This window comes from Ruegeria sp. CH8 (assembly GCF_056536985.1).
Window position 1 is genome coordinate 64630 of sequence record NZ_JBQFQR010000007.1, and the last position, 24818, is coordinate 89447.

At 59.1% G+C, this 24818-nt stretch carries 23 protein-coding genes; 14 read left to right on the forward strand and 9 right to left on the reverse strand.

Features of this window, described 5'->3' with window-relative positions; genetic code table 11:
* Nucleotides 1-3: 3 nt before the first annotated feature.
* Nucleotides 4-1542, reverse strand: a complete 1539-nt coding sequence (locus ACR0ER_RS09780; protein WP_480768757.1) for a TrkH family potassium uptake protein — start codon at nucleotides 1540-1542, stop codon at nucleotides 4-6.
* The gene (gene trkA, locus ACR0ER_RS09785; protein ID WP_480768758.1) at nucleotides 1542-2918 is read right to left on the reverse strand and encodes a Trk system potassium transporter TrkA; all 1377 of its coding nucleotides are present in this window, start codon (nucleotides 2916-2918) and stop codon (nucleotides 1542-1544) included. The genes ACR0ER_RS09780 and trkA overlap by 1 nt, the downstream gene beginning before the upstream one ends.
* 96 nt (nucleotides 2919-3014) lie before the next feature.
* Between trkA and ACR0ER_RS09790 the strand changes: the two genes are divergently transcribed.
* Nucleotides 3015-3497: a hypothetical protein gene (locus ACR0ER_RS09790; protein ID WP_480768759.1), complete on the forward strand. Its 483-nt coding sequence runs from the start codon at nucleotides 3015-3017 to the stop codon at nucleotides 3495-3497.
* Nucleotides 3498-3509: 12 nt separating this feature from the next.
* Here ACR0ER_RS09790 and ntrX read toward each other — a convergent pair whose 3' ends face one another.
* The 5 genes from ntrX to dusB form a co-directional block, all read right to left on the reverse strand.
* Nucleotides 3510-4919 carry a nitrogen assimilation response regulator NtrX gene (ntrX, locus tag ACR0ER_RS09795; protein ID WP_170328870.1) on the reverse strand — a complete coding sequence of 470 codons (1410 nt, stop codon included), beginning with the start codon at nucleotides 4917-4919 and terminating at the stop codon, nucleotides 3510-3512.
* On the reverse strand, nucleotides 4916-7204 hold the full coding sequence (locus ACR0ER_RS09800; RefSeq protein WP_480768760.1) for a sensor histidine kinase NtrY-like: 2289 nt from the start codon (nucleotides 7202-7204) through the stop codon (nucleotides 4916-4918). Before ACR0ER_RS09800 ends, ntrX begins: the two co-directional genes overlap by 4 nt.
* 99 nt (nucleotides 7205-7303) lie before the next feature.
* Entirely contained in the window at nucleotides 7304-8671 is a 1368-nt protein-coding gene (locus tag ACR0ER_RS09805) for a response regulator (protein WP_480768761.1), read from the reverse strand.
* 37 nt (nucleotides 8672-8708) lie between these two features.
* The gene (locus ACR0ER_RS09810) at nucleotides 8709-9776 is read right to left on the reverse strand and encodes a two-component system sensor histidine kinase NtrB (protein ID WP_480768762.1); all 1068 of its coding nucleotides are present in this window, start codon (nucleotides 9774-9776) and stop codon (nucleotides 8709-8711) included.
* Nucleotides 9773-10756 (reverse strand): tRNA dihydrouridine synthase DusB, encoded by a 984-nt coding sequence (dusB, locus tag ACR0ER_RS09815; RefSeq protein WP_480768763.1) that lies wholly within the window; start codon nucleotides 10754-10756, stop codon nucleotides 9773-9775. The genes ACR0ER_RS09810 and dusB overlap by 4 nt, the downstream gene beginning before the upstream one ends.
* Nucleotides 10757-10941: 185 nt before the next feature.
* Here dusB and ACR0ER_RS09820 point away from each other — a divergent pair, with 185 nt between their 5' ends.
* The 6 genes from ACR0ER_RS09820 (at nucleotide 10942) to ACR0ER_RS09845 (ending at nucleotide 16943) form a co-directional block, all read left to right on the forward strand.
* Entirely contained in the window at nucleotides 10942-12072 is a 1131-nt protein-coding gene (locus tag ACR0ER_RS09820) for a bifunctional 2-C-methyl-D-erythritol 4-phosphate cytidylyltransferase/2-C-methyl-D-erythritol 2,4-cyclodiphosphate synthase (protein ID WP_480768764.1), read from the forward strand.
* Nucleotides 12069-12566 (forward strand): phosphatidylglycerophosphatase A family protein, encoded by a 498-nt coding sequence (locus ACR0ER_RS09825; RefSeq protein ID WP_480768765.1) that lies wholly within the window; start codon nucleotides 12069-12071, stop codon nucleotides 12564-12566. Before ACR0ER_RS09820 ends, ACR0ER_RS09825 begins: the two co-directional genes overlap by 4 nt.
* Nucleotides 12563-13039 (forward strand): CinA family protein, encoded by a 477-nt coding sequence (locus ACR0ER_RS09830; protein ID WP_480768766.1) that lies wholly within the window; start codon nucleotides 12563-12565, stop codon nucleotides 13037-13039. Before ACR0ER_RS09825 ends, ACR0ER_RS09830 begins: the two co-directional genes overlap by 4 nt.
* Nucleotides 13040-13190: 151 nt before the next feature.
* Complete coding sequence (locus tag ACR0ER_RS09835) at nucleotides 13191-14372, forward strand: ammonium transporter (RefSeq protein ID WP_480768767.1); 1182 nt, start codon at nucleotides 13191-13193, stop codon at nucleotides 14370-14372.
* 143 nt (nucleotides 14373-14515) lie between these two features.
* The gene (locus ACR0ER_RS09840) at nucleotides 14516-15196 is read left to right on the forward strand and encodes an orotate phosphoribosyltransferase (protein ID WP_480768768.1); all 681 of its coding nucleotides are present in this window, start codon (nucleotides 14516-14518) and stop codon (nucleotides 15194-15196) included.
* Nucleotides 15197-15452: 256 nt separating this feature from the next.
* Nucleotides 15453-16943, forward strand: coding sequence for a replicative DNA helicase (locus ACR0ER_RS09845; protein WP_480768769.1), 1491 nt, complete (start codon nucleotides 15453-15455; stop codon nucleotides 16941-16943).
* A 1-nt stretch (nucleotide 16944) separates the two neighbouring features.
* On the opposite strand, the gene ACR0ER_RS09850 is transcribed toward ACR0ER_RS09845, so the two are convergent.
* On the reverse strand, nucleotides 16945-17484 hold the full coding sequence (locus ACR0ER_RS09850; RefSeq protein ID WP_480768770.1) for a GNAT family N-acetyltransferase: 540 nt from the start codon (nucleotides 17482-17484) through the stop codon (nucleotides 16945-16947).
* Between the two features lie 217 nt (nucleotides 17485-17701).
* Here ACR0ER_RS09850 and alr point away from each other — a divergent pair, with 217 nt between their 5' ends.
* The 3 genes from alr to ACR0ER_RS09865 are packed head-to-tail and all read left to right on the forward strand — an operon-like array spanning nucleotide 17702 to nucleotide 20258.
* The gene (alr, locus tag ACR0ER_RS09855) at nucleotides 17702-18736 is read left to right on the forward strand and encodes an alanine racemase (protein WP_480768771.1); all 1035 of its coding nucleotides are present in this window, start codon (nucleotides 17702-17704) and stop codon (nucleotides 18734-18736) included.
* Nucleotides 18733-19515, forward strand: coding sequence for an MlaE family ABC transporter permease (locus ACR0ER_RS09860; protein WP_170328887.1), 783 nt, complete (start codon nucleotides 18733-18735; stop codon nucleotides 19513-19515). Before alr ends, ACR0ER_RS09860 begins: the two co-directional genes overlap by 4 nt.
* Nucleotides 19512-20258 (forward strand): ABC transporter ATP-binding protein, encoded by a 747-nt coding sequence (locus tag ACR0ER_RS09865; protein WP_480768772.1) that lies wholly within the window; start codon nucleotides 19512-19514, stop codon nucleotides 20256-20258. The genes ACR0ER_RS09860 and ACR0ER_RS09865 overlap by 4 nt, the downstream gene beginning before the upstream one ends.
* A 2-nt stretch (nucleotides 20259-20260) precedes the next feature.
* On the opposite strand, the gene ACR0ER_RS09870 is transcribed toward ACR0ER_RS09865, so the two are convergent.
* Entirely contained in the window at nucleotides 20261-20683 is a 423-nt protein-coding gene (locus ACR0ER_RS09870) for an acyl-CoA thioesterase (RefSeq protein WP_480768773.1), read from the reverse strand.
* Between the two features lie 105 nt (nucleotides 20684-20788).
* On the opposite strand from ACR0ER_RS09870, the gene ACR0ER_RS09875 reads away from it, so the two are divergent.
* The 4 genes from ACR0ER_RS09875 to ACR0ER_RS09890 all read left to right on the forward strand — a co-directional run bounded on the left by ACR0ER_RS09875 (nucleotide 20789) and on the right by ACR0ER_RS09890 (nucleotide 24321).
* Nucleotides 20789-21241, forward strand: coding sequence for a paraquat-inducible protein A (locus ACR0ER_RS09875; protein ID WP_480768774.1), 453 nt, complete (start codon nucleotides 20789-20791; stop codon nucleotides 21239-21241).
* Nucleotides 21242-21470: 229 nt separating this feature from the next.
* Nucleotides 21471-22175, forward strand: coding sequence for a DNA repair protein (locus tag ACR0ER_RS09880; RefSeq protein WP_480768775.1), 705 nt, complete (start codon nucleotides 21471-21473; stop codon nucleotides 22173-22175).
* A gap of 122 nt (nucleotides 22176-22297) precedes the next feature.
* Nucleotides 22298-23659: a DNA repair protein RadA gene (gene radA / locus ACR0ER_RS09885; protein ID WP_480768776.1), complete on the forward strand. Its 1362-nt coding sequence runs from the start codon at nucleotides 22298-22300 to the stop codon at nucleotides 23657-23659.
* A 41-nt stretch (nucleotides 23660-23700) separates the two neighbouring features.
* A complete protein-coding gene (locus ACR0ER_RS09890; RefSeq protein ID WP_480768777.1) occupies nucleotides 23701-24321 on the forward strand; it encodes a CvpA family protein in 621 nt (206 codons plus the stop codon).
* Nucleotides 24322-24818: the final 497 nt, after the last annotated feature.

Sequence of the window (24818 nt, forward strand, 5' to 3'; positions counted from 1 at the left end):
ATCTTAGTCTCGCCAGAGGCTTGGCGTAATCAACGCGATGATCGCCAACGTTTCCAACCGCCCAATTACCATCGCCGCGCACATGGTCAGCTTAGCCCCGGCGGACAGGTCAACGATCCGAATTGGGATGTCCGTGGCCAGTTCGATGAGCGGGCCCGTCGTGCTCAGTGACGCAACGGTAAGTACCATCGCCTGTTCGAACCCTGCCCCCATCATTGCAAGCAGCAGATTAAACAACGCCGCCGTCAGCGCGAACATCATCAGGAAGATCCAGGCGATAAAGGCACCGTCGCTTTGAATGCGTCGGTTGCCACCACCGACACCACTGACAGACGACGGATAGATCAGGCGGTCAATCTCACGTGCACCGTTCAGGTACAGAGCAAACACGCGCAACAGTTTGACACCACCCGCAGTGGTTGCGACACCTCCGCCAATCAGGGCCATCCCCATCAGGATCAGACCTGGAGTTCCCAACCCCGAAAGTTGCTGTGCATCGTTCCAATTGGAGCTTTCGAACCCTGCAGTGGTCAGAAATGACAGGGCCGTAAACGTCATCCCCCAAAAAACGTGCATGGCTTCTACCGGATGCAGTGTACCGCCGATTTCATTGACCCCGGCCCAAACGCGGAAGAACAGCAACGTTGCAACAGCGATCACAATCGACAGGCCGATTCGAAACTCAGGGTCCTTGTCCAGCCGCGAATACCCCGTCGTGGCAGTGTCGGTGGAAAAGGTCAGCCGCGACAAGGCGAAGAACAGAAACAGAAAAAGAATCGCCTCACCGGTGATACCGGCCTGCGCCCCTTCAAGCCCCCCTACGGGCGAAATACCAGACGTAGCCATCGTGGACATGGCATGGCAGATAGCGGTCAATCCTTGCTCTCCCGCGATCAGCAGCAGCAACCAGATCACCCCCGTCAGGCCTGCGTAAACCGGTGTCAGCGTCAATGTCACCCGGATCAAACGCCCGCGCGGGTCGACCTTTTCGCTTTGCGCCACGCCCGAGACAGGGCGACCGGGCTGCCCCCGCGCTGTCACTTCGAACCCTCCAAGCGCCAGTGGCGCCAGGATGGCTGCTGCAGAAATCCACATCAGCAAACCACCCATCCAGCCCACCAAGGCGCGCCACAAATGCAAAGGTGCCGTCAGGCGGTCAGGATCGGGGAAAATGTCGGCACCTGTAGTCGAAAGTGCGCTGACCATATCGAAGTAGGCATTCAGGAAAGTCGTGTTTCCCAATGCGTCATGCAGAGGGATGGCAAGGAACAGTGGAAGGACGGTAAAGCACCCCAATAGCACCGCCAGTTGCCCCAGTGTCCCGCGGCGTGGAACTCGGCTTGACGACGCCATCGCAATTGTCGCCACCACGAACAAACCCAGCAACCCCGAATAGAAGAACGACCGCGAAGTGTCGTGGTCATCCAGTGCCAGTGCGTAGATCGCGGGGATCCACATGGCTACCGAGACGACGCCCCAGATCAGTAGAAACAGCGGCAAGCGCCGCACCAGACCGATCCGTTGTGTTCGCGTGCGCATCATCAGAAGAAATCGATCGAAACCTGCATCAGCCGTTCGACCTCGGGGACATCCTTGGTCATGGCAAAGATTGCCACCACATCTTTTTCCTCGATCCTCAGGCTGCCCGTGGGGCGCAGCAGCTCATCGCCCTTGCGAACCGCGCCCACCAAAACGCCTTCGGGGAAATCAATGTCACGCAATTTCTGACCGGCCATAGGAGAGGTCGAGAGAACCTCGGCCTCGATCACTTCAGCCTCGGCGTCGCCGATTGAGTATACCTGCCGCACCCGTCCGTGGCGAATGTGTCGCAGGATCGAGCTAACCGTGGTGGCGCGTGGGTTAATATAGGCGTCGATCCCAAGCGGACCCATCAAAGCAACCATGCTGGGATCGTTGATCAGGGCAATCGCCAGCGCGCAGCCCTCGGCCTTGGCACGTACAGCAGCCAGCATGTTGGCGCGGTCGTCATCGGTGACCGCCAGCATCGCGTCGGCGCGCTCAATCCCGGCCTCGCGCAGCAAGGCCGCATCCAGCCCGTCCCCGTTCAGAACGATGGTGCGTTCCAGCGATTCGGCGGCCAGTTCAGCGCAATGGCGATCCCGCTCAATGATCTTGGCGCGCACCCGGCTTTCGCGTTCTTCCAGCGTCCGCGCGACCTCGAGCCCGACGTTGCCGCCGCCCACGATTACCACGCGGTCCTGTTTCTTTTGCGTCTTGCCAAAGACCTCCATCGTGCGGTCCACGTCTTTGACATTGGTAAAGACATAGCATTCATCGCCGACAAACAGCTGGTCCTCGGATTCCGGAGCAAACAGGCTGCCGTCGCGCCGAACACCCACGACAATCGAGCTGAGCGTCGAGAACAGATCCGTCAGCTGGCGCAGCGGAGTGTTAATGATCGGGCAGTCTTCGTCGATGCGAATGCCCAGCAGCTGTGCCTTGCTGTCCATGAACATCTCGGTGTCGAAGGCCGACGGTGCAGACAAGCGGCGCATGGCAGCAGCGGCCACCTCGCGTTCTGGGCTGATCACCACGTCGATGGGCAAGTGATCGCGGCGGTACAGGTCCGAGTGGATCGCTTGAAGGTAGGACTTGGATCGCAGGCGCGCGATCTTGCGCTGGATCGAAAAGACGGAATGCGCCATCTGACAGGTGACCATGTTCACCTCGTCCGAATGGGTCGCGGCGATGATCATATCAGCATCCCGAGCCCCTGCCCGGTCCAGCACATCCGGATAGCTGGCAAACCCGGCGATCCCCTGCACATCCAGCGTCTCGGTCGCGCGACGCACCAGATCGGGGTTGTTGTCCACCACCGTTACGTCGTTGAGTTCGCCCGACAGGTGCCGTGCAATCTGCCAGCCAACCTGACCGGCACCGCAAATTATGACCTTCATGTTTCTGGCCCTTCTGCCTGAATTCTTTGAATGACAGATGCCCCGATAGCGGTCAATTGAATTGTCATGCCCGTAAAGCTAAGGCAAGATAAGCCTATGAAATCAGTACTTCGTTTGCTTATTCCAATGGTCGCCCTGTCCGCATGCAGCGGACCGCTTTCGCTGTACTACCGCGAGGGCGAAAGCGTATCGCGTGCACAGTCAGAGACCACGCAATGTCAGGTTCTGGCGCTTAAGGAGGTACCGGTCGCCAATCAGGTGCGGCAAAGCCCGCCCACTTACTGGCCCGGTCGCACTTATTGCGATGGCCGTGGACGGTGTTACCGTTCTGGCGGCTGGTGGCAACCGGGGCGGGTATATACCGTTGACGTCAATCAAGGGCTGCGCGATCAAGTCGAGGCTCAGTGCATGGCTAAAAAGGGTTTTCGCCCGGTCAGCCTTCCGCCCTGCAAGCAAAACGTAAGTTCGCGGGTCGCCGCAGTGCCGACAACAAAACTGCCGCCGCTGAGCACCGAGTCCTGTTACGTGAAATTCGACAACGGGTCGTTCCAGATCATCACACCCGGCCAGTCCGGATAACGACCCGGCGGATTATTCCGCCGGTTCCGGTTCATCCAGTTGCGCCACCCGTGCACCAGATTTGTTCGAGGTTACAACTCCCAGCGACTTGAGCTTGCGATGCAGCGCGCTGCGCTCCATTCCCACAAAGCTGGCGGTGCGGCTGATATTGCCGCCAAAACGGTTGATCTGGGTCAGCAGATACTCGCGCTCAAACGCCTCGCGCGCTTCGCGCAGTGGCAAGGTCGCAAGGGCTCCAGACAGTACCACGCGGCCTGAATCGTCGGTCTTTTCCTCTTCAGTCGGCAGTTCCCTGGCCTCAATCGGCCCGGTCCCATCACCCAGAATCAGCACCCGCTCAATCAGGTTCTTGAGTTGACGCACGTTGCCCGGCCAAGTCATGGTCTGCAGCAACGCAACCGCTTCTTCCGAGATTTCACGTAGGGTCAGGCCCTGAGATTCGTTGCACATTTCTATGAAATGCTGCGCCAGAACCGGGATATCCTCGCGCCGTTCCTCTAGCGACGGAACCGCGATCGGTACAACGTTCAGCCGGTGATAGAGCTCCTCGCGGAACCGGTCGGCGGCGATTTCCTCTTCCAGATCGCGATTGGTCGAAGAGATCACTCGCAGATCAACCCGCACCTTGTCCGATCCGCCAACGCGCTGGAATTGCTGATCTACCAGCACACGCAGGATTTTGGATTGCGTACCCAGAGGCATATCTGCGACCTCATCGAAGTAGACGACGCCGCCGTGGGCTTCTTCCAACAAACCGGACTCGACGCCCCGCTCCGAGGATTCCCGACCAAACAGCACTTCTTCGACACGTTCCGGTTCGATCCCGGCACAGTTCACGGTCACGAAGGGCGCGTTGGCGCGGTTGGAATGGGCATGGATGTAACGCGCGGCGATTTCCTTGCCTGATCCCGCCGGTCCGCTCAGCATCACGCGACCGTTCGATTTGGTGACCTTGTCCAACTGGCTCTGCATCGCCCGGAAGGAAGCAGATTTGCCGATCATGTCGGAACTGGTGACCTCCTTGCGTTTCAGCGAGGCATTCTCGCGGCGCAGGCGAGAGGTCTCCATCGCACGGCGGATCACCACCATCAGTTGGTCGATATTGAAGGGCTTCTCGATAAAGTCGTAAGCGCCCTGCTTGATTGCAGCCACCGCGATTTCAATATTGCCGTGGCCGGAGATAATCACCACCGGCACGTCTGGGTTGTCGCGCTTCACTGCCTTCAGGATATCGATCCCGTCCATGCGGCTATCCTTTAGCCAAATGTCCAGAATCAACAGCCCCGGCGGCTCGGAATTGATTTCGGCCATGCACTCATCCGAGTTGCCGGCCCGCCGGGTTGAATAGCCTTCGTCCTCCAGAATGTCGGACACCAGTTCGCGAATATCGCGTTCGTCATCTACGATCAGAATGTCGCTCATCTTTGGCCTGCTTTCAGTTTGTTTATATGAATTGCCTGCTTTTCTGGCGCTGCGGTCGGGGAAAGACTGCCCCCGGGCAAACGGATCACGGCCATCGCACCGAAATGGTCCTGTCCGTCAAAGACGGGCGCATCTTCTAGTGTGAGCGCTCCGCCATGTTCTTCGATAATCTTCTTGACGATAGGCAGGCCCAATCCAGTGCCCTCGTCCCGTGTGGTCACATACGGTTCAAACAGGCGCGCCCGGTCTTCGGGCAGCCCGATGCCGTTGTCTGCAATAGTGATAACTGTACCCGCGTCATCGCCAGTCACGTCCACCTTGATTTGTGGCCTTAAGTTATCTGGCGGGCCTTTTTTCTTCAGGGTTTCGATGGCCTCACCTGCATTCTTGATCAGATTTGTCAGCGCCTGGTTCAGCATCGTCGCATCCAGATCAGCCAGAATTGGATGATCCGGCAGAGAGGCGTCGATCTGCACATCCGGCTGCCCGGCCTGCTGCAACAGCACGGCCTCACGCACCAACCCGACCACGTCCTCCTCACGCCGATCCGGTTCCGGCATCCGCGCAAATTTCGAGAATTCGTCCACGATCCGCCGCAGATCATTGGTCTGCCGCACGATCACATCGGTCATGGATTCGAGGCTGTCGCAATCCTCTTCATTCAGTTTGCGAGAGAATTTCCGTTTGATCCGTTCAGCACTCAGCTGAATCGGGGTCAGCGGGTTCTTGATCTCATGCGCGATGCGCCGCGCTACGTCACCCCACGCGGCCATCCGCTGTGCGCTCACCAGATCAGTCACGTCGTCAAAGGCGACCACGTACCCTTCCAGCCCACCATCTTCGCCGCGTCGCGTCGCCATGCGAACCAGCAGGTTTTCCAAGCGCCCCTTGCGGGTAACCTTGATCTCTCCCTGAACCGCCTCCTGCCCGCTTTCCTTAAGGCTTTCGAACAGCGGCAGGAACTCGGGTACTGCGATGCCGATCGACAGCTTCTCGTCGACTTGCGCCCAGTCCAGCAGACGTTCAGCCGATCGGTTCACAAAGGTCACGCACCCGTCCGGGTCAACCCCGACGACGCCGGAGGTCACCGAGCTAAGTACCGAATCGAACAGGCGTCGACGGCGTTCGATCTGGCGAGTGTTCTCCAGAAGGGTGTCGCGTTGCCCTTTAAGCTGTCGGGTCATCTGATTGAAATAACGCCCTAACATCGCAATCTCGTCGTCGCTGGCTTCTTCGATCACCTGCACGCTCAGGTCACCTGCGCCGACTCGCTGCGCCGCAGTGGTCAATCGCCCAACCGGGCGCGACAAGCGCTCGGCGAACCACATGCCCAGTGACATCGCCGCCAGAATCAGGATCACCGCAAAGCCCAGATACAACAGACCAAATTCAAAGAGCACCCGGCCCCGATCGCTCTCGAGTTGTTGGTAGAATTGCACCGTTTCCTTGGTATCATCCAGCAGCGTCAGCAACTGGCCATCCACCTCGCGGCTGACATAGAGATACCGGTCGAGATAGGCCTGCAAAGGCACCAGCGCGCGGAATTCACTGTTTTGCCAGTCGGCTATGATCAGATACCCATTGTCCGTGGCTTCAACGAACTGTTCGGATGTTGGAGCCTCGTAGTCGAACAGGTAAGACCGATCACCGCGGGACCGGATTTCACCAATGCCGTCAATTACATAGGCCTCGCGTAGGCCGCGCTGAATCTGCGCCTGCCCCTGCGCCAAAACTTCGCGCAGTTCCGCGTCCGAAATATAGTAGTCCCGCGCACGGGCATTATCCAGAAATCGCGCTAGAACAACCGCGTCCTGCGTCAGGCCCTCGCGGTGTTCCTGTTCATAGGCCTCGGCCGCAGTCAGGGACGAGCCCACAACTTCGCGAACGCGGTCCGAAAACCACCCTTCGAGGCCGATATTCACCGTCAGGCCAGCAAAAATCGCGACTGTTACGGTTGGCACCAGCGCTAACAGCGTAAATGCGCCGATCAGACGAAGGTGCAGACGAGAACCCGCCGACTTTGCCCGACGGGCCGCGATCAGACTACCGACCTGTCCCAGAACCAGTGCGGCCACGACAAGCACATATACAAGGTCTGCAAGAAGGATCAGACGCAGCGTTGGGGCCGATGCCCCCAGATCAAATGGACCGATGACAAGATAGGTGGCCAGCGCCAAGGCAGGGCCTAGAAGAACCAGCCCCAAGGTGCCGAAATTGCGCAGTTTTCGGGATTTCCGCCACCGATTGATCGCTGGAATCGGCCCGCTCTGTGCCCGAGTTGCCACCGTCTGCCCTCATCCTGATGTGTCGCTTGCGCGACGTACCGCCATATGTCGTGGTCTTTGCCGGGTGCGAACCCGGATGCCACGGTTTGTGTGGCGATATTACATCAGTTTGCGTCGGCGTGTCACCTGAATATCGAGATCTGTAATCTTTTTCCGCAACGTATTTCGGTTTATCCCCAGAAGATCCGCACATTTCGCCTGATTTCCGCCGGTTGCGTCCAGCGCCAGTTCGATCAGCGGCGCCTCAACCTCGCGCAGGATGCGCTGATAGAGGCCCGGAGGCGGCAGAAGGTTACCGTGCAGGTCGAAATACCGACGCAGATGGCGCGCCACCGAAGCCGACAGTTTCTCCCGCTCGCCATCACCCAGAACCGGTTCTGCCTCGGGCTGGCTGCCCAACACCATCTCAACCTCGGCCTTGGAGATTTCGTCAGCGCGGCTTGTCAGGCTCAGGCGGCGGATGGCGTTTTCCAACTGCCGCACGTTGCCCGGCCAGGAATACCGCCGCACCAGTTCCACCGCATCGGGGCTGAGCCAGCGTTTGGTGCCGTGCTCGCGTTCTTCGCGCGCAAGGAAATGATCGGCCAGCAGAGTGATGTCATCTACCCGTTCCCGCAGAGCTGGCACGTGTACGGTGGCACCACATAGACGATAGTAGAGATCCTGACGCACCTGCCCACTCTCCATCGCTTCGGTCAGGTCTGATTGGCTGGTGGCCATAAAGCGCGGTACGTGATCGCCCGGCGTGTCCATCATGCGCACGATGCGGGCCTGCAACTCGTCCTCGATATCGGCGATCTCATCGATCAGCAGCGTGCCACCGCGTACCCGCGCCATAACCCGCGCAGGTCCTTCCAGATCACGCAGATCGGCCGCAGTTGCCGTTACAAACGGCAATGTTCGGCGATCCGAAAAGTCATGAATAGCACGCGCAATCAATGATTTACCGGTTCCGCTTTCACCAGAGATCATCACCGACAGATCGGTGTTCATCACCCGTGCGACCAACCGATACAGCGCTTGCATCACCGGGGTCCGCCCGACCAGAGGAAGTTCTTCGGGGCGGTCATCACTAGTCTCGACCACTTCGGCAGGCGCGCGTTGTTTCTGCTCCAACGCCCTCGCGGTGCGCTTCATCAGATCGGGCAAATCGAAGGGTTTCGGCAAATAATCATAGGCATCTGCCTCAGCCGCCTGAATCGCCGTCATGATGGTGTTCTGAGCCGAGATCACGATGACCGGCAAACCGGGCCGATCCTGCGCAATCTTAGGCAGCATCTCGAGGCCATTACCATCCGGCATGACCACGTCCGAGATCACCACATCGCCCTTGCCTTCGCCGACCCAGCGCATCAGCGTGGTCAGCGAGGATGTGGCGTGAACCTTGCACCCCGCCCGCGTCAGGGCCTGAGTCAGAACGGTGCGGATCGTGCGGTCGTCATCTGCGACCAGTACTGTGCCATCCATCGGGTGCTCTCCTTATATCTTTGCTCTTATCGGCTGTTTATGTTGCGTCTTTCGGTGCCCGCCTCAGCGAGATGCGGAACACCGTGCGACCCGGCACCGAGTCGGCGGAAATCCAGCCGTCATGGTCCGAGATGATCTTGCTGACCAGCGCCAGCCCAAGGCCAGTGCCGTTTTCCTTGCCCGACACGAAAGGGTCGAAGATGTCGCTGCGTATTTTCTCAGGCAGACCCGGCCCGTCGTCGATGATCTCGATCTGCAGTGGCAGGGAATGGCCGGAACCATCACTGCGGCGCAGGCGGAAGGAATGTTCGAAATAGGTCCTCAGGCGGATGGTTCCACCATTGGGATCAGCGGCTTCCGAGGCGTTCTTAAGTAGATTAAGGATCACCTGCAGGAACTGATCTGGGTCACCGTAGGCCAAGGGTAGAGACGGGTCATACTCTTCGATGATCTTCATATGCGCTCCAAACCCCAGCAGCGCCGAGCGGCGCGCGCGGTCCAAAACGTCGTGAATGTTGACCGGCTTGAAATCGGGTTGCGAGAGGTTCCCGAACTGCTCAACCTGCTCCAGCAGTTTCACGATTCGACGACTTTCCGCGACAATAAGATCAGTTAGTTCAAGGTCTTGCTGCGGAATGTTCATGCTCAGCAACTGTGCCGCGCCTGTGATTCCGGCCAACGGGTTCTTGATCTCATGCGCCAGCATTTCGGCCATGCCGATGGCCGACTGCGCAGCAGATTTCACCGTGTTGCCCCGCGTCATCCGCCCCGCCAATTCGCGAGGTGAGATCATCATGATCATCGACCCCGGATGCCCGACCAAAGGCGCAATCTGCAACGCGCATTGCAGCGGTGCCCGGTTACCCGACCCGGCATCCACATCGTTGACGAACAGCGGTGTGCCCTGCGCGCGCGCTCTTTCAAAAGACTCTTCCAGAGGCGCGTCCACGGCGATCTGGTCCCAGACCGGGTGTCCGATCACCGATTTGCGCGAGGCGTTCAGAAACCCTTCGCCAGCCGAGTTCACATCGGCAATCCGATCCTCGGCGTCGATGATGAAGGCCGGAACAGGCAGCGAGGTCCAGATGCTTTGATCCGAGGTCATGCTGCCACCTCCGCATCGGTACTCAGCGCATCGCCAAGCAGGCGCAGCACCTCATCCGTATAGCGTGAGGTCAGAACGGCGCGGCGCAGCGCGGGCGACGTCCCGACCTCATCCATGTACCAGCCCAGATGCTTGCGCGCGACGCGCAGACCCAGATCAGAACCGTAGAATTCCAGCATCGCCTGATAATGCGCGCGGACCATATCGATCAGATCATCGCCTTTAGGAACGCCAGGGGACGCGGCGCCGTAAAGATCGTGGCAAATCTGCGCCAGCAGCCAGGGTTTGCCCTGCGCCCCGCGTCCGACCATGACGCCGTCGGCCCCCGACTGATCCAAAGCAGTGCGCGCGGTGTCCGTGTCCACAATGTCACCATTGGCGATGACAGGGATCGAAACCGCCTCTTTCACTTCCCGGATTGCGTGCCAGTCTGCCTGACCTTTGTAGAACTGACAGCGGGTGCGGCCATGGATCGTGACCATGCAGATACCGGCCTCTTGCGCCCGCCTCGCCACGTCCGGCGCATTCAACAGGGCATCGTCCCAACCCAAACGGGTCTTCAGCGTAACTGGCACATCGACGGCCGCGACCACCGCTTCGATTAGGGTCAGCGCGTGATCCGGCGTTTTCAGCAGCGCGGACCCGGAATAGCCGTTGGTCACCTTCTTGGCCGGGCAGCCCATGTTGATATCAATTACGCGCGCGCCGCGATCAGCCACCTGCCGCGCCGCCTCGGCCATCCAGTGCGCCTCGCGTCCAGCCAGCTGCACAGCGGTGTTTTCCACATCCGCCGACAGCTCGGCCCGCTCGCGCACGCCGGGTTTGGCCTGAACCATCTCTTGACTGGCGACCATCTCGCTGACGACCATGCCCGCGCCAAAGCGCATCACCAGATCACGGAACGGCCGGTCGGTGATTCCGGCCATCGGAGCCAGCAGCACCGGCGGGTTCAGGTCTTTGTCGGCGAGTTGAAGAGTCAACGTGCTTAATCCTTGGGCAGTTGCGGCTGTGATATCGAATTGAGCGCATATGAACAACAAATCGGCGGCCATCAAGCCCGCAAAATCATCACATGCCTATTTTTTAGGCAGCTTAACGCGGGTGATTGCCTCTGCATTCACCGCACCCTAAACATTGCCCCCGAAACACCGGAGATAATGCCCCCATGACCACCGCCGCCATCATCGTCGCCGCAGGACGCGGGCTGCGCGCCGGAGGAGGTACTCCGAAACAGTGGCGCTCTCTAGGCGAACGCCGCGTCGCGGACTGGACCATTGATCGATTTCGTGGCCACGTCGACCATATTGTGCTGGTCCTGTCCGAAGATGATGGCCCTGCATGGGCCGAATTTGAAAACGCAGACCTGATTCTGGCCGCAGGAGGGAACGACCGGGCCGGTTCGGTCCGTAACGGCCTTGCCGCCCTAGCAGAGCTGGCGGTCGATCATGTCCTTATACATGACGTCGCCCGACCCTGTGTCGGACTGCAGACCATTCAGCAGGTTCTGGCCGCGTTGAACGCGCACCCGGCAGCGGCGCCGGGTCTGGCGGTGACCGACGCGCTTTGGACCGGGGACAGAGTCATTGTCACCGGAACGCAGGATCGCTCTGGCCTGTTTGCCGCACAGACACCGCAGGGTTTTCACTATGATGCCATTGTCGCGGCCCACGCCGCCCATCCCGGAGGGGCCGCAGATGACGTTGAGGTCGCTCGCGCCGCAGGGCTGGATGTGGCCATCGTGCCGGGCGATGCGGACAACATCAAAATCACACGGCCCGAGGATTTTGCCCGGGCGGAACGCATATTGGGAATGGAAATGGATGTAAGGCTGGGCAACGGGTACGACGTACATCGGTTTGGCGACGGGGATCACGTGGTCTTGTGTGGCGTGAAGGTGCCGCATGATCGTGGCCTGCAAGGGCATTCGGATGCCGACGTAGGAATGCACGCAGTGACCGACGCGATCTATGGCGCGCTGGCGCAGGGCGATATCGGACAGCACTTCCCGCCATCCGACCCGCAATGGAAAGGGGTCGCCAGCGAGATTTTTCTGCGCCACGCAGTCGAATTGGCCGGCAAGATGGGGTACGCCATCTCGAATGTCGACTGCACGCTGGTCTGCGAATACCCCAAGATCGGCCCCCACGCGCCTGCCATGCGGGACGAGATGGCGCGGATCATGGGACTGCGCGCCGATCAGGTCTCGGTCAAGGCGACCACGTCTGAACGGCTGGGATTTACTGGGCGCAGTGAGGGGATCGCCTCATTGGCCACAGCATGTCTGGTGAAATCATGAATGTCGCACGGCTGATCGGAACTGTCTGCGGCGTCGGCTACTTGCGCCCGGCACCGGGCACATGGGGATCGCTGGCTGCCCTACCCCTCGTCTGGGTCCTGCATACTATCGGTGGTTTCCCGTTGCTGGTGATCGCGACCATCGCAGTGTTTTTCGGCGGCCTTTGGGCTACCCGCGTGATGACTGAGGGTCAGGACAATCACGACCCGTCTGAAATCGTAATTGACGAAGTCGCTGGGCAGTTCATCGCGCTGTGGGCGATTTCCTATCCGTCCTGGGCGCATGGGATCGAGATCGCTGCACTCTGGCCCGGCTGGATCGTCGGGTTTCTGCTGTTCCGCTTGTTCGACATCACCAAACCCGGCCCTGTCGGCTGGGCCGACCGGCGCAACGATGCGATGGGCGTGATGCTGGACGATGTGATCGCGGGTGCCTTTGCCGGGATCGGCGTGCTGATCCTTGCCGGTATCGCACATGGGATCATGGGACTATGACCGTCGCCGCGCTTCTTGACCGGGCCAAAGCACAAGGCGTGATGATTGCCACCGCCGAAAGCTGCACTGGTGGTATGGTCGCCGCGGCGCTGACCGATATCCCGGGAAGTTCCGCGGTCGTTGAACGTGGATTTGTGACCTACACCAACACCGCCAAGCAGCAGATGTTGGGCGTGCGGGCCGAGACTCTGGCCGCAAATGGTGCCGTTTCGGAACAGGTCGCGGGCGAAATGGCGGAAGGGGCGCTTAAGAACTCAAACGCGCAGCTAACCGTCTCAGTCACCGGTATCGCTGGCCCCGGCGGATCAGAGTTCAAGCCCGAAGGCCGGGTCTGCTTTGGGCTGGCTGTGGAAGGCGCCCCGACCCGCACCGAAACGGTCGATTTTGGCGCGCTTGGTCGCGAAAACGTCCGCCAGGCGGCGCGGGATCACGCACTGGAACTGCTGTCGCAGGGACTTTTCACTATCGCCTAAAAATTCGGCACACCCCGCTATTTGGCGCACACTTAATCACCGGTTAACAAAAAGCCACCAAAACAGGCGCTAACAATCGCACTTGCCTCTTTTTTCCGCGCCCGCTCTCCGCTTCAAGCCGCGCCACCCAAGCTGAAGAGGAGAACGGCCGATGAATGGAGCCGATACCGCCTGGATCATAGTGGCAACTGCCCTGGTCCTGTTCATGACATTGCCGGGTCTAGCCCTGTTTTACGGCGGCCTCGTGCGTGCCCGCAACGTGCTAAGCGTCTTCATGCACTGCTTCAGCATCGCCTGTCTTATGAGCATCCTTTGGCTGGTCGCAGGTTATTCCATCGCGTTCGGTGAGGGCACCTCGGGCCTTTGGGGCGGTCTGGGCAAGGCCTTCCTGAACGGTGTCGATGCCGACAGCCTGTCGGGCACCCTGCCCGAGGTTCTGTTCTTTGCGTTCCAGATGACCTTCGCCATCATCACCCCGGCGCTGATCGTCGGTGCCTATGTCGAACGTGTAGGCTTTGGCTTTGTGCTCACCTTCTCTGCCCTGTGGATGCTGCTGTGTTATGCACCGGTCGTCCATTGGATCTGGGGCGGCGGCATTCTGACTGACGGCGGCATTCTGGGAGAAATCGGTGTTCGCGACTTTGCAGGTGGCATCGTTGTGCACGAAACCGCCGGCCTGGCCGCGCTGATTATCGCCGTTGTTCTTGGCCCGCGCCGCAACCGCACCACCCCTCCGCACAATCCCGGCTATGTGATGATCGGGGCCGCGATGCTGTGGGTTGGCTGGTTCGGCTTCAACGGCGGTTCTCAACTTGCGGCCGATGGCGGCGCCGCGATTGCGATGACCGTCACGCATATCTCAGCTGCGACCGCGTCGCTGAGCTGGGCGCTGTACGAACGCATCAAATATGGCAAAGCCTCAATGGTCGGCTTGGTGACCGGTACGATCGCCGGTCTGGCCTCGATCACCCCGGCCTCGGGCTATGTCGATCCGGTTCAGGCGCTGATCATCGGTGCCGTGGCGGGCGTCCTGTGTCAGGAGGCCGTCAACGTCATCCGCAAAATGCTGAACATCGACGACACGCTCGACGTTTTCGCGGTGCACGGCGTTGGTGGCATCTTCGGCACCATCATGATCGCTGTCTTCGGTCTGGGCAGCTGGACCGCACAGCTGGGCGGGCTGGTGATCGTGGGTGCCTTTACGTCAATCGTGACGTTTATCCTGATCAAGGCTATTGCGCTGGTAACGCCGCTCCGCGTCGACGCCGAGACCGAGACAAACGGGCTCGATCTTTCGGTCCATGGTGAGCGCGCCTATGACATGAGCAGCTGAGCCCACCTTGGCTGCCATGTGCCCGCAAGGGCCAAAGCGGACCTCCCATCGGGGTCCGCTTTTCTTTTGCACGCAAGCCTCTCGACTCTGGGCCAAGGGTCGCGCTATCAGCCCGCAACGCCATTTTGTCCCGAGGTTGCACCATGATCCCCAGTTCTTTCCCCGATAGCACCGAAATCGCCCGCCTGACCGCGCGGATGCTGCTGGAGATCAAGGCCGTGCACTTCAGTTCGCGCGAGCCGTTTACTTTGGCGAGCGGTCTGCCCAGCCCGACCTATATCGACTGCCGCAAGCTGATCTCGTACCCGCGCATCCGCTCGACTCTGATGGATTTCCTGACCGTCACCGTGATGCGTGACGCAGGCTTCGAGGCGTTCGACAATATTGCAGGTGGTGAGACTGCGGGCATCCCGTTCGCCGCCATGGTCGCCGAGCGCATGGCCCTGCCGATGACTTATGTGCGTAAAAAACCCAAAGGTTACGGCCGTAACGCCCGCATCGAAGGCGCGATGAGCGAAGGTGAGCGTGTGCTGCTGGTCGAGGACCTGACCACCGATGGCGGTTCGAAGCTGTCCTTTGTGGATGCGATCCGCGAAACCGGTGCATCCTGTGGGCATACGGCGGTGATTTTCTACTATGGCATCTTCCCCGAGACCGAAAAAACTTTGGGCGACCACGGCGTTCAGCTGCATCACCTGTGCACCTGGTGGGACGTTCTGGCCGAGGCCAAAGCGCAAAAAGCCTTTGATCAGGAGACACTTGAGGGCGTCGAGGCCTTCTTGAACGACCCGCGCGGCTGGCAGGAAGCCCATAAACCCACGTAAAGTTCCTGTGGATTTTATGGGGATAAGTGTTTTCCGAATCGTCTTGGACTGACCCTATTTAGTCAAACCTGCCACAATGCTTACTAAATGTTGCGGCAGCTGGGATGGCATGGCAAACTGAGTAAAAGTTATCCCCATTGCGAGGGACACTTATCCCAAGGGTTATGTCATTTATCCCGACATACCCCCAGTCATTTGCAGATAGCCCAAACAGGGCCGTCACGTGTAGAACCTCGGAACGGGCAGCGGGGACAAAATGAACGAGATTAGCAGCATCGAGCAGGCAGCAGCACAGATTCAGAATGCCGAAACCATGCCGCATTCAATTGAGGCCGAGCAGCAGCTTCTGGGTGCGATCCTGACAAACAACGATCTGTATGACCGGGTGGCTTCGATTATCGGGTCCGAGCATTTCTATGACCCGGTCCATGCCCGTATCTATGAGGTCGCAGCCAACCGCATCGCCAAGAATGCGCTGGCCTCGCCTGTCACGCTGAAATCCTTCATGGCCGAAGATGAGGGCCTCAAGGAGCTGGGCGGCCCCGCTTATCTGGTCAAGCTGGCGGGTGCCTCAATCAGCGCCTTTGCAGTGCATGACTATGCCCAGATGATTTATGACCTCGCCATCCGGCGTGAGTTGATCCGGCTGGGTCGCGACATCTCGGACAAGGCGGCGCGGGTCGATGTGTCCAGCGAGCCCAAGGAACAAATCGTCGAGGCCGAGCAACAGCTCTATCAGCTTTCCGAGCAGGGCCAGACCGAACAGGGTTTTCAATCCTTCCTTAAGGCGGTCACAGAAGCCGTCAACGTCACCAACGAAGCGTACCAGCGCGGTGGTGGCATGGCAGGGATTTCCACCGGTCTGGCCGACTTGGACAAACAGTTGGGTGGTCTGCACCCATCGGACCTGATCATCCTGGCCGGTCGTCCGTCGATGGGGAAAACCTCGCTGGCGACCAACGTCGCGTTCAACGTGGCCAAGGCCTATAAGCGCGGCACTAAGCCTGACGGGTCCGAGGGTGCGATTGACGGCGGTGTCGTGGGTTTCTTCTCGCTCGAAATGAGCGCCGAGCAGCTGGCGGGCCGTGTTCTGGCCGAAGCCTCTGAAATTTCGTCGCACAAGATCCGTCAGGGCGACATGACTGAGGCCGAGTTCCGCCGCTTCGTGGACGCTGCCAAAGAACTGGAAGCCTGTCCGCTGTTCATTGACGACACCCCGGCCCTGCCGATCTCGCAACTCGCCGCCCGCGCGCGCCGGTTGAAGCGGACGCACGGGCTGGACCTGCTAGTGATCGACTATCTGCAACTCTGCCGCGGCATGGCCGACAACCGCGTCAACGAAATCGCCGAAATTTCGATGGGTATGAAAGCCATCGCCAAGGAATTGAACATCCCGGTGATCGCGCTGTCTCAGCTATCCCGTCAGGTCGAAAGCCGCGACGACAAGCGCCCGCAGCTATCAGACCTGCGGGAATCGGGCTCGATCGAACAGGATGCCGACGTGGTGATGTTCGTGTTCCGCGAGGAATACTACAAAGAACGCGAAAAGCCCGGCGATCACGAGCTGGACAAGATGGAAGAGTGGAAGCAGGCCATGGAGCGCCTGCACGGCAAGGCCGAGGTTATCGTCGGCAAACAGCGCCACGGCCCCATCGGTACGGTTGAACTCTCGTTCGAGGCACAGTTCACCCGCTTTGGAAACCTGGTCAAACCCTGGCAGCAGGACGGCCAGATCGAAAGCTACTGATCTACCACAACTCAGGCCTGTTGAACGCGCTGACACAGAGCGACGGGCCCTCAATTGGTTTCTGATCGCCACTCAAAGTTTGCCCGATCCATCCCTGCGGCATACTCAGCGGCATGGGCGGTTGGGCAACCTCTTCGGTGATCGGCTGAAACCCGGTTTTGCCGTAATAGGCCGGATCACCGTAGCTCATGACAAAATCCACCCCGTGCAGACGCAATTGCTCCAGCCCGAAACCGATCAGCTTCTGGCCGATGCCTGATTTCTGCCGGTCCGTCCGCACGGCCACCGGAGACATCAGGAAAACCTGACGCGGGTCCTGATCGTAGTGAAGCCGTGAAAACAGAATGCACCCGACCAACACGTCGCGATCCATGGCCAATACGCCCAGCAGATCATCATCAGGAGTCGTGTTCAAAAGGTCAGCCGCCAACGCGCTGACCGCGCGCCCCTCGTCCTCGCTCTCGGACGCGGTAAAGACCTCTCGGAACAGCTCTGGCAACTCGACGGCTCGGGCTTTGAAATCGGCGGTCAGGTTCAGCATGTTCGGCCTCGCTCCTGCTGGATCAACGATCCCGTTTCAACAGACGTAGTTGATCACACAGAGGACACAATGGCGAGACACAGGGCCACCTGGCAAAGGCCTTTTTCTGCCAAGGCTTTGCGACACTGGCCAAAAGCTGCGCGGTATCGCAACGATAAGCACAAGAATTGCCGTATTCCCCCTTGACCTGCCGCAATCCAATGTCATGAACAGCACCATGAGTACCGCACGTTTGACGATCAATCTTCAGGCGCTGGCCAGCAACTGGCGGGCGCTCAACGCAAAAACGGATGTCGAGACCGGCGCCGTGGTGAAAGCTGATGCCTACGGCCTGGGTTCCGAGCCGGTATCCGCAACCCTGGCCGAGGAAGGCGTCCGCAAGTTTTTCGTCGCCGTTGCCGAAGAAGGCGTCGCCGTGCGAAAGGCCATTGGCCCCGGCCCGATGATCGGCGTGTTCTCAGGCCATATGGAAGGTGACACCGATCTGCTGCGCGATCATGACCTGACGCCGCTGATCAATTCGCCCGAACAATTTCTACGCCACCAGCAAGCATTGCCGGACCACCCCTTTGGCATCCAACTGGACAGCGGCATGAACCGTCTGGGTCTGGAACCCGCCGACTGGGCTGAACTGCGCCCCAAGGCGGAGCCTCTGAACCCTGCGGTGGTCATGTCACATTTGGCCTGCTCGGACGAACCCGAGCACCCGATGAACCGCCAGCAGTTGAAAACCTTCCGTGAGATGACAGACGGCGTCAGCGCACCTCGGTCGCTGGCGGCCACCGGAGGCACATTGCTGGGTCCCGAATTCCACTTCGACTTCTGCCGTCCTGGCGTTGGCCTTTACGGCGGCATGCCCTTTGCCGACGCCAAACCCGTGGTGACGGTCGACCTGCCCGTCGTTCAGGTGCGCGCGGTCGAGGTCGGAGAATCCGTTGGCTACGGCAACAGCTGGGTCGCGAGGCGCCCGTCACGTATCGCCACCGTGGCCGCAGGTTATGCTGACGGCCTGCACCGCGCCATCGGCGGTGGCATCGATACTTTTGCTGGTGGCAAGCCCTGCCCCGTTGTTGGCCGCATCTCAATGGACCTGATCACCGTCGACGTCACCGACTTGCCCGAAGACCCCGAACGCCTGCGCATCCTGAACGGCCACCAGACCGTCGATGATCTGGCCGAGGCTGCGGGCACCATCGGCTACGAAATCCTCACCTCGCTTGGCGCGCGCTATTCCCGGGGCTACGTGGAATGAACCCTCTCAACCTGCTGGGCGGTCTGGGCCGGGCGGTCCTTGCGCTATTCGCCACATTCGGCAAAGTTGCGCTGTTTTCGGTGGATGCGATCTCGCACATCTTTCGCCCGCCCTACTACCCGCGTGAGTTTCTGGTCGCGCTGATGAATATCGGCTGGCTGTCACTGCCGGTCGTTGGCATGACCGCCATCTTCACCGGCGGCGCACTGGCCCTGCAGATCTACGCCGGTGGCGCCCGTTTCAATGCCGAGGCTGTGGTGCCGCAGATCGTTGCCATCGGTATGGTGCGCGAACTGGGCCCCGTGCTGGTCGGCCTGATGATCGCGGCGCGCGTGACCTCTTCGATCGCCGCTGAGATCGCCACCATGAAAGTGACCGAGCAGATCGACGCGCTGGTTACCCTGTCGACGCACCCGATGAAATACCTGACCGCCCCGCGCGTTCTGGCCGCGCTGATCACCGTTCCCCTGCTGGTGGGTATCGGAGACATCATCGGCATCGCTGGCGGCTATGTGGTTGCGACCCAGAATCTGGGCTTTAACCCGGCAAACTACCTTTCAAACACAGTTAACTTCCTTGAAATGCGCGACATCGTATCGTCGCTCGTCAAAGGGGCTGCTTTCGGCCTGATCGCAGCGATCATGGGCTGTTACTACGGCATGGATTCCGGCCGAGGCGCGCAGGGCGTGGGTCGGGCCACGAAATCCTCGGTCGAATCCGCCGCGATCATGATACTGGCCGCCAACTTCATTCTGACAGGGGTGTTCTTCTCGCTATGATCCGGATGGAGAACGTACATAAAGCCTTTGGCGACAACCACGTGTTGCAAGGCATGAGCCTTGAGATCCCCAAGGGTACCTCGATGGTCATTATCGGCGGTTCGGGCACCGGTAAATCCGTGGCGCTGAAATGTATTCTGGGTCTGATCAAGCCCGACAGCGGAATGATCTACGTCGACGGCAAGGATGCCACCAAGGGTGACCGCGATAGGTTCCTGGCCCGGTTCGGGATGCTGTTTCAGGGTGCGGCGCTGTTTGACTCGCTGCCCGTCTGGCAGAATGTCAGCTTCCGCCTGCTGCGTGGCCCGCTGAAACGCCCGCCGGAATATGCCCGCGAGATCGCCATCGAGAAACTGCGCCGCGTAGGTCTGAAATCCGACGTGGCCGATCGGTTCCCTTCAGAACTGTCCGGTGGCATGCAGAAACGCGTCGGCCTCGCCCGCGCTATCGCCGCCGAGCCCGAGATCATATTCTTCGACGAGCCCACCACGGGGCTGGACCCGATCATGTCCGGCGTCATCAACGACCTGATCCGCGAGATCGTGACCGAAATGGGCGCCACCGCGATGACCATCACCCACGACATGAGCTCGGTCCGCGCGATTGCCGACAACGTGGCGATGCTGCACGGAGGCGTCATCCAATGGACCGGCCCGGTCGGCCAGATGGACGCCTCGGGTGATCCGTATGTTGAGCAGTTTATCAGCGGAAGTGCAGAGGGGCCGATTGAGGCGGTGCGTTAAGTTCACGCCCCAACCATCCAAAGCTTCGCCTTTTCCAAGACTTGATCAGGTAATTCCTCAGCGCGGCGTGACACTAGGTTCAACAAAACACACTTAAATACCGTGATGAAAGCCGTTTCACCATCGGCAACTTTTTTGAGCCTGTGCCGGAATGTCACTGATTTAGTGCCAATCTCAAGAATTTCAGTCTCCATTTGGATTGCTTCGCCGGCGCCAAGTTCTGATTGGAAGTTGCTTGTTGCATGCACAACAGCGAAGGATAGTTTTCTACCGCTGCGCATATCATCTGCGGTAAGTCCCATTTCTGCTTGCAAAGCGAACACCGCATCCGAACTAGCCGCAAAGTACTTTGAAACGTTCATATGACCCAAAAAATCGCAATCAGAGGGATCGACGACCGATTTAAAAGCTAAATAAGCTGCCATAGAGTTAAACTCCTTGTCGAATACTGTGACATGTCTTTTTTTGTTTAAGTTAACACATACTTGTTCCTAACGACCCTTACGAACCGGTTCGACCAATAGACGTATATGACCCTCCGCCTCGCCACCCTCTCCCTTCTGATCCTATACCCCATCGCATGGTTCGCCCCGCTGATGCGCGCAGGGCTTCTCCCAATCTTCGGCCTGTCGGAAATCAGCGTCATCACCGGCCTGCAATCCCTGTGGAAGTCGGACGTCTTTCTGGCGCTGATCGTCACCGTCTTCGCCCTCTTCGCGCCCTACATCAAAACCATCGGCACCGCCCTGATCCAATGGGACCTGCTGGATACCCGCGTCCAACCTGCGCTGAACATTCTCGGCAAGCTGGCCATGGCCGACATCTTCCTGATCGCGCTTTACATCACTTTGGCCAAGGGCATCTCCTACGCGACCATTGAGACCGCATGGGGTCTTTACCTGTTCACGGCCTGCATTCTGGCGTCGATCGCACTGGGCCACATTACCGAAATGACACGCAGTTCACGAAATTCTCAGAGCTAATTGATTGAAAACGTTTATCTGAGTATCATCTTATTATTTAGAGCAGTGAAAATTTGTAGTTTACGGGCCCGCGGCGGATCATTCTGCGTGTTTTAGGTGTCTCCGCTTGGGCTTGGTGTTAACCGGTTCCAGAAGGAGTTCGTCGATCATGACTGCCCTCCATAACATAACATTGCAATTTCAGAATGCCTTTTTAAGACTGACATTTTTACTGATATGCGTAGCCGCATTGGCTTCCGTTTCAGCTACACTTCTTTCGGCCTTTGGTGTATTGCCCTGGCTTTCGATGCAGGCCGGTTTCGGCGACGGCCAAGTCACCGACGCCGGGATGTTCATTCAGATCGGGTTGACCGCGCTGATTCTCATGCTGGCATTTTACCTGCCTGCCAATGCGCGGATGATGGCGCTGGAAAACAATCATCGTAAGTTCGCGCTGAACATGCACGATATTTCGTCCGCCTATCAGATGGCCCATGCCGCAGACCGCGAAGGTTTGTTCATGATGTCATCCGAATTCGATGCGGTCAAAGAGCGCATGGGTTTTCTCCGCCAGCACCCCGACCTGCAATCGCTTGAACCTGAGATTCTGGAATTGGCCGCGCAGATGAGTCAGATCAGCCAGGAGTTGGCTGAAACCTATGGTGACGCGCGGGTCAACCGCGCCCGGACTTTCCTGCAACAGCGTCAGGAGGAGATTGAGCTGTTCCAGAAGCGCTTGCAAGAAGCGCAGGTGATCCAAAGCGAATTGCGCCAATGGACGCGGGATGTCGAGTTAGAGGAATCCATCGCCAAATCCCAACTGTCCCGTTTGCGTGATGAACTATTCGAACTGCTGCCCGAATTGTCGGCTCAATTGCAGACCCCTCCAAAAGACAACACGTCCAAGGCCTCCAGCGTTATTGCCATGTCACGCCCGCCCCGCGCTGCAGAGTAGGCGCGCAAGCGCCCGCCGCGGACGATGGGCCCCTCGGGGCTTGAGGACACGGTAACCCACCTGCCGAGATGAAAGCCCTGCAAGGGCTTGAAGAACCGCACGACCTCGGGCACCAAGGCCGCATGGCAAAGACGACTTTCTCTTGCTCGGCTTGTGGCGCGTCCCATTCGCGTTGGTCCGGGCGTTGTGACGCATGCGGTGAATGGAACACAATCACCCAGGACTTCCCCCTTTCCGCTGGCCCCGCTAAAAAATCCCTCGGTGGCAAACGCGGCCAGTCCATCGCACTCACCGACCTTTCCACCGAGGAAACACCTCCACCCCGCACCCTCTGCGGGGTCGAGGAACTGGACCGCGTGTTGGGCGGCGGCCTCGTCCCCGCCTCGGCACTGCTGGTGGGCGGAGACCCCGGCATCGGCAAATCCACCCTCCTGCTGCAGGCCGCAGCTAGGTTTTCCCGCGCAGGTGTTAAAACAATCTATGTCTCGGGCGAGGAAGCCTGCGCGCAGGTCCGGATGCGTGCGCGTCGTCTGGGGCTAGAGGACGCGCCGGTCCAGCTGGCCGCCGAAACCAACCTGCGGAACATCCTGACGACGCTCGAGGCGGAAAAGCCCGGCCTTGCCATCATCGACTCGATTCAGACGATGTGGGCTGACAACGTGGACAGTGCCCCCGGCTCGGTGTCACAAGTCCGGGCCGCTGCGCATGAATTGACCACGTTTGCGAAACGGCACGGCGTGTCGATCATTATGGTTGGCCACGTCACCAAAGAAGGTCAGATTGCTGGCCCCCGCGTGGTCGAGCATATGGTCGACACCGTGCTCTACTTCGAAGGCGAACGCGGCCACCAATTCCGAATTTTGCGCGCCGTTAAAAATCGCTTTGGCCCCGCTGACGAGATCGGCGTCTTCGAGATGACCGGCAAAGGGTTGGCACAGGTCACTAACCCCTCGGCTCTGTTCCTTTCAGAACGCGGTACACCCAGCCCCGGATCTGCCGTTTTCGCCGGCATCGAAGGCACACGCCCTGTTCTGGTTGAATTGCAAGCACTGGTCGCACCGTCACCCCATTCCCAACCCCGCCGCACCGTCGTGGGGTGGGACAGCGGACGGTTGGCCATGATCCTCGCCGTGCTAGAGGCCCGCTGTAGCATCCCTTTTGCCGGGCTCGATGTCTATTTGAACGTTGCCGGAGGGTTGAAGGTCAGTGAACCTGCCGCTGATCTTGCCGTGGCCGCGGCGCTGCTGAGTGCCCGAGAAGACACAGCCCTGCCCGCAGATACAGTTGTTTTTGGAGAAATCTCGTTATCCGGAGCACTTAGACCTGCCCCTCAGACCGAAAACAGGTTGAAAGAAGCCCAAAAACTTGGTTTCACGTCGGCAATCGCTCCGGCCGGCGGTAAAACCGGCACTGTGGCAGGTCTGACACTTACCCGACCCTCTGATTTGGTGGGGTTTGTTGGAGAAACCTTCGGAGCAGGTTAGGATAACGCCTTGAGGGGCAGAAAAAACTACGGGCGAGGGCCATGGAAGGTTTTACAATAATCGACGGGGTGGTTGCCCTGATCATCGTCGTGTCGGGCCTTCTGGCCTATTCACGCGGTTTTTTGCGCGAAGTTTTGGCCATCGCGGGCTGGGTAGCAGCTGCAGTTCTTGCCTTCATCTTTGCGCCCCAAGCGGTACCGCTGGTTAAAGAGATCCCAGTGGTCGGAGATTTCCTGCGCGACAGCTGTGAACTTTCGGTGATAACGGGCTTCGCAGCTGTTTTTGCCATCGCACTGATCGTAGTCAGCATTTTTACGCCGCTGTTCTCGTCGATCGTTCAACGTTCAGCCCTTGGTGGGTTGGACCAGGCGCTTGGCTTCTTCTTCGGAATCGCGCGCGGTATCCTTTTGGTTGCCATCGCCTTCTTTGTTTACGACACCGTGATGACCGGCCAATCCTACACAATCGTTGATGAAAGCCGTTCAGCCAAAGTGTTCGAGCAGTTCAGCGATCGGATCGAAGAGCAGAACCCTGAACAGGCCCTGGGCTGGGTCACGCAGCAATATGAAGAATTGGTCGCAAGCTGCAGCGCTGGTACTGATGCCACGCAAGAGCCAACCGCGCCGACCACCGAGGAAACGGCCCCTTCAACCACCGAATAACGAAAAAGCCCGGTTTTGACCGGGCTTTTTTCTGTTGCGCGACGGGTATTAACTGACAAACCCCTCGCCCGCGCAGACAGTGCATCTGATAGTTTTCAGCCCGAAACAACCGTTGCAACGGTCAAAGATCGGCTTTCCGAGAACATCTCTGCTTTTAAACACCTCTCCGGCTCCGTTGCAGATTGGACAGGGTGCGCGGCCCATCCCCCGGCAACGGTGACACCGGCGCTTTACAGGTTCTTCCTTTTTTTTCCCTTGCTTGTGTTCCCACATAGCTAAGCCCCAATCGATCCCGCTTTGCGAAAAAACTTTTTTCGAGCGCAATGACAGCACAAGCCTGCAAACATGTCACCTTTTGTTACCGTGTCGGTTAAAATCCACCTTAGAGAAACGTCAATTGTGATCCTTTGATGACACAGGCCACATAAGGCATTATGTGGAGGCCGAACTGACATGGAATCGGAGCCACCGATCTTGCTGACCCTGTTTACTTTCGC

Excerpts from the sequence above, each read along its gene's own strand:
- ACR0ER_RS09780 (WP_480768757.1), bottom strand. The coding sequence starts at position 1,542 with ATGATGCGCACGCGAACACAACGGATCGGTCTGGTGCGGCGCTTGCCG.
- trkA (WP_480768758.1), bottom strand. The coding sequence starts at position 2,918 with ATGAAGGTCATAATTTGCGGTGCCGGTCAGGTTGGCTGGCAGATTGCA.
- ACR0ER_RS09790 (WP_480768759.1), top strand. The coding sequence starts at position 3,015 with ATGAAATCAGTACTTCGTTTGCTTATTCCAATGGTCGCCCTGTCCGCA.
- ntrX (WP_170328870.1), bottom strand. The coding sequence starts at position 4,919 with ATGAGCGACATTCTGATCGTAGATGACGAACGCGATATTCGCGAACTG.
- ACR0ER_RS09805 (WP_480768761.1), bottom strand. The coding sequence starts at position 8,671 with ATGGATGGCACAGTACTGGTCGCAGATGACGACCGCACGATCCGCACC.
- ACR0ER_RS09810 (WP_480768762.1), bottom strand. The coding sequence starts at position 9,776 with ATGACCTCGGATCAAAGCATCTGGACCTCGCTGCCTGTTCCGGCCTTC.
- ACR0ER_RS09820 (WP_480768764.1), top strand. The coding sequence starts at position 10,942 with ATGACCACCGCCGCCATCATCGTCGCCGCAGGACGCGGGCTGCGCGCC.
- ACR0ER_RS09825 (WP_480768765.1), top strand. The coding sequence starts at position 12,069 with ATGAATGTCGCACGGCTGATCGGAACTGTCTGCGGCGTCGGCTACTTG.
- ACR0ER_RS09830 (WP_480768766.1), top strand. The coding sequence starts at position 12,563 with ATGACCGTCGCCGCGCTTCTTGACCGGGCCAAAGCACAAGGCGTGATG.
- ACR0ER_RS09835 (WP_480768767.1), top strand. The coding sequence starts at position 13,191 with ATGAATGGAGCCGATACCGCCTGGATCATAGTGGCAACTGCCCTGGTC.
- ACR0ER_RS09840 (WP_480768768.1), top strand. The coding sequence starts at position 14,516 with ATGATCCCCAGTTCTTTCCCCGATAGCACCGAAATCGCCCGCCTGACC.
- ACR0ER_RS09845 (WP_480768769.1), top strand. The coding sequence starts at position 15,453 with ATGAACGAGATTAGCAGCATCGAGCAGGCAGCAGCACAGATTCAGAAT.
- ACR0ER_RS09850 (WP_480768770.1), bottom strand. The coding sequence starts at position 17,484 with ATGCTGAACCTGACCGCCGATTTCAAAGCCCGAGCCGTCGAGTTGCCA.
- alr (WP_480768771.1), top strand. The coding sequence starts at position 17,702 with ATGAGTACCGCACGTTTGACGATCAATCTTCAGGCGCTGGCCAGCAAC.
- ACR0ER_RS09860 (WP_170328887.1), top strand. The coding sequence starts at position 18,733 with ATGAACCCTCTCAACCTGCTGGGCGGTCTGGGCCGGGCGGTCCTTGCG.
- ACR0ER_RS09865 (WP_480768772.1), top strand. The coding sequence starts at position 19,512 with ATGATCCGGATGGAGAACGTACATAAAGCCTTTGGCGACAACCACGTG.
- ACR0ER_RS09870 (WP_480768773.1), bottom strand. The coding sequence starts at position 20,683 with ATGGCAGCTTATTTAGCTTTTAAATCGGTCGTCGATCCCTCTGATTGC.
- ACR0ER_RS09875 (WP_480768774.1), top strand. The coding sequence starts at position 20,789 with ATGACCCTCCGCCTCGCCACCCTCTCCCTTCTGATCCTATACCCCATC.
- radA (WP_480768776.1), top strand. The coding sequence starts at position 22,298 with ATGGCAAAGACGACTTTCTCTTGCTCGGCTTGTGGCGCGTCCCATTCG.
- ACR0ER_RS09890 (WP_480768777.1), top strand. The coding sequence starts at position 23,701 with ATGGAAGGTTTTACAATAATCGACGGGGTGGTTGCCCTGATCATCGTC.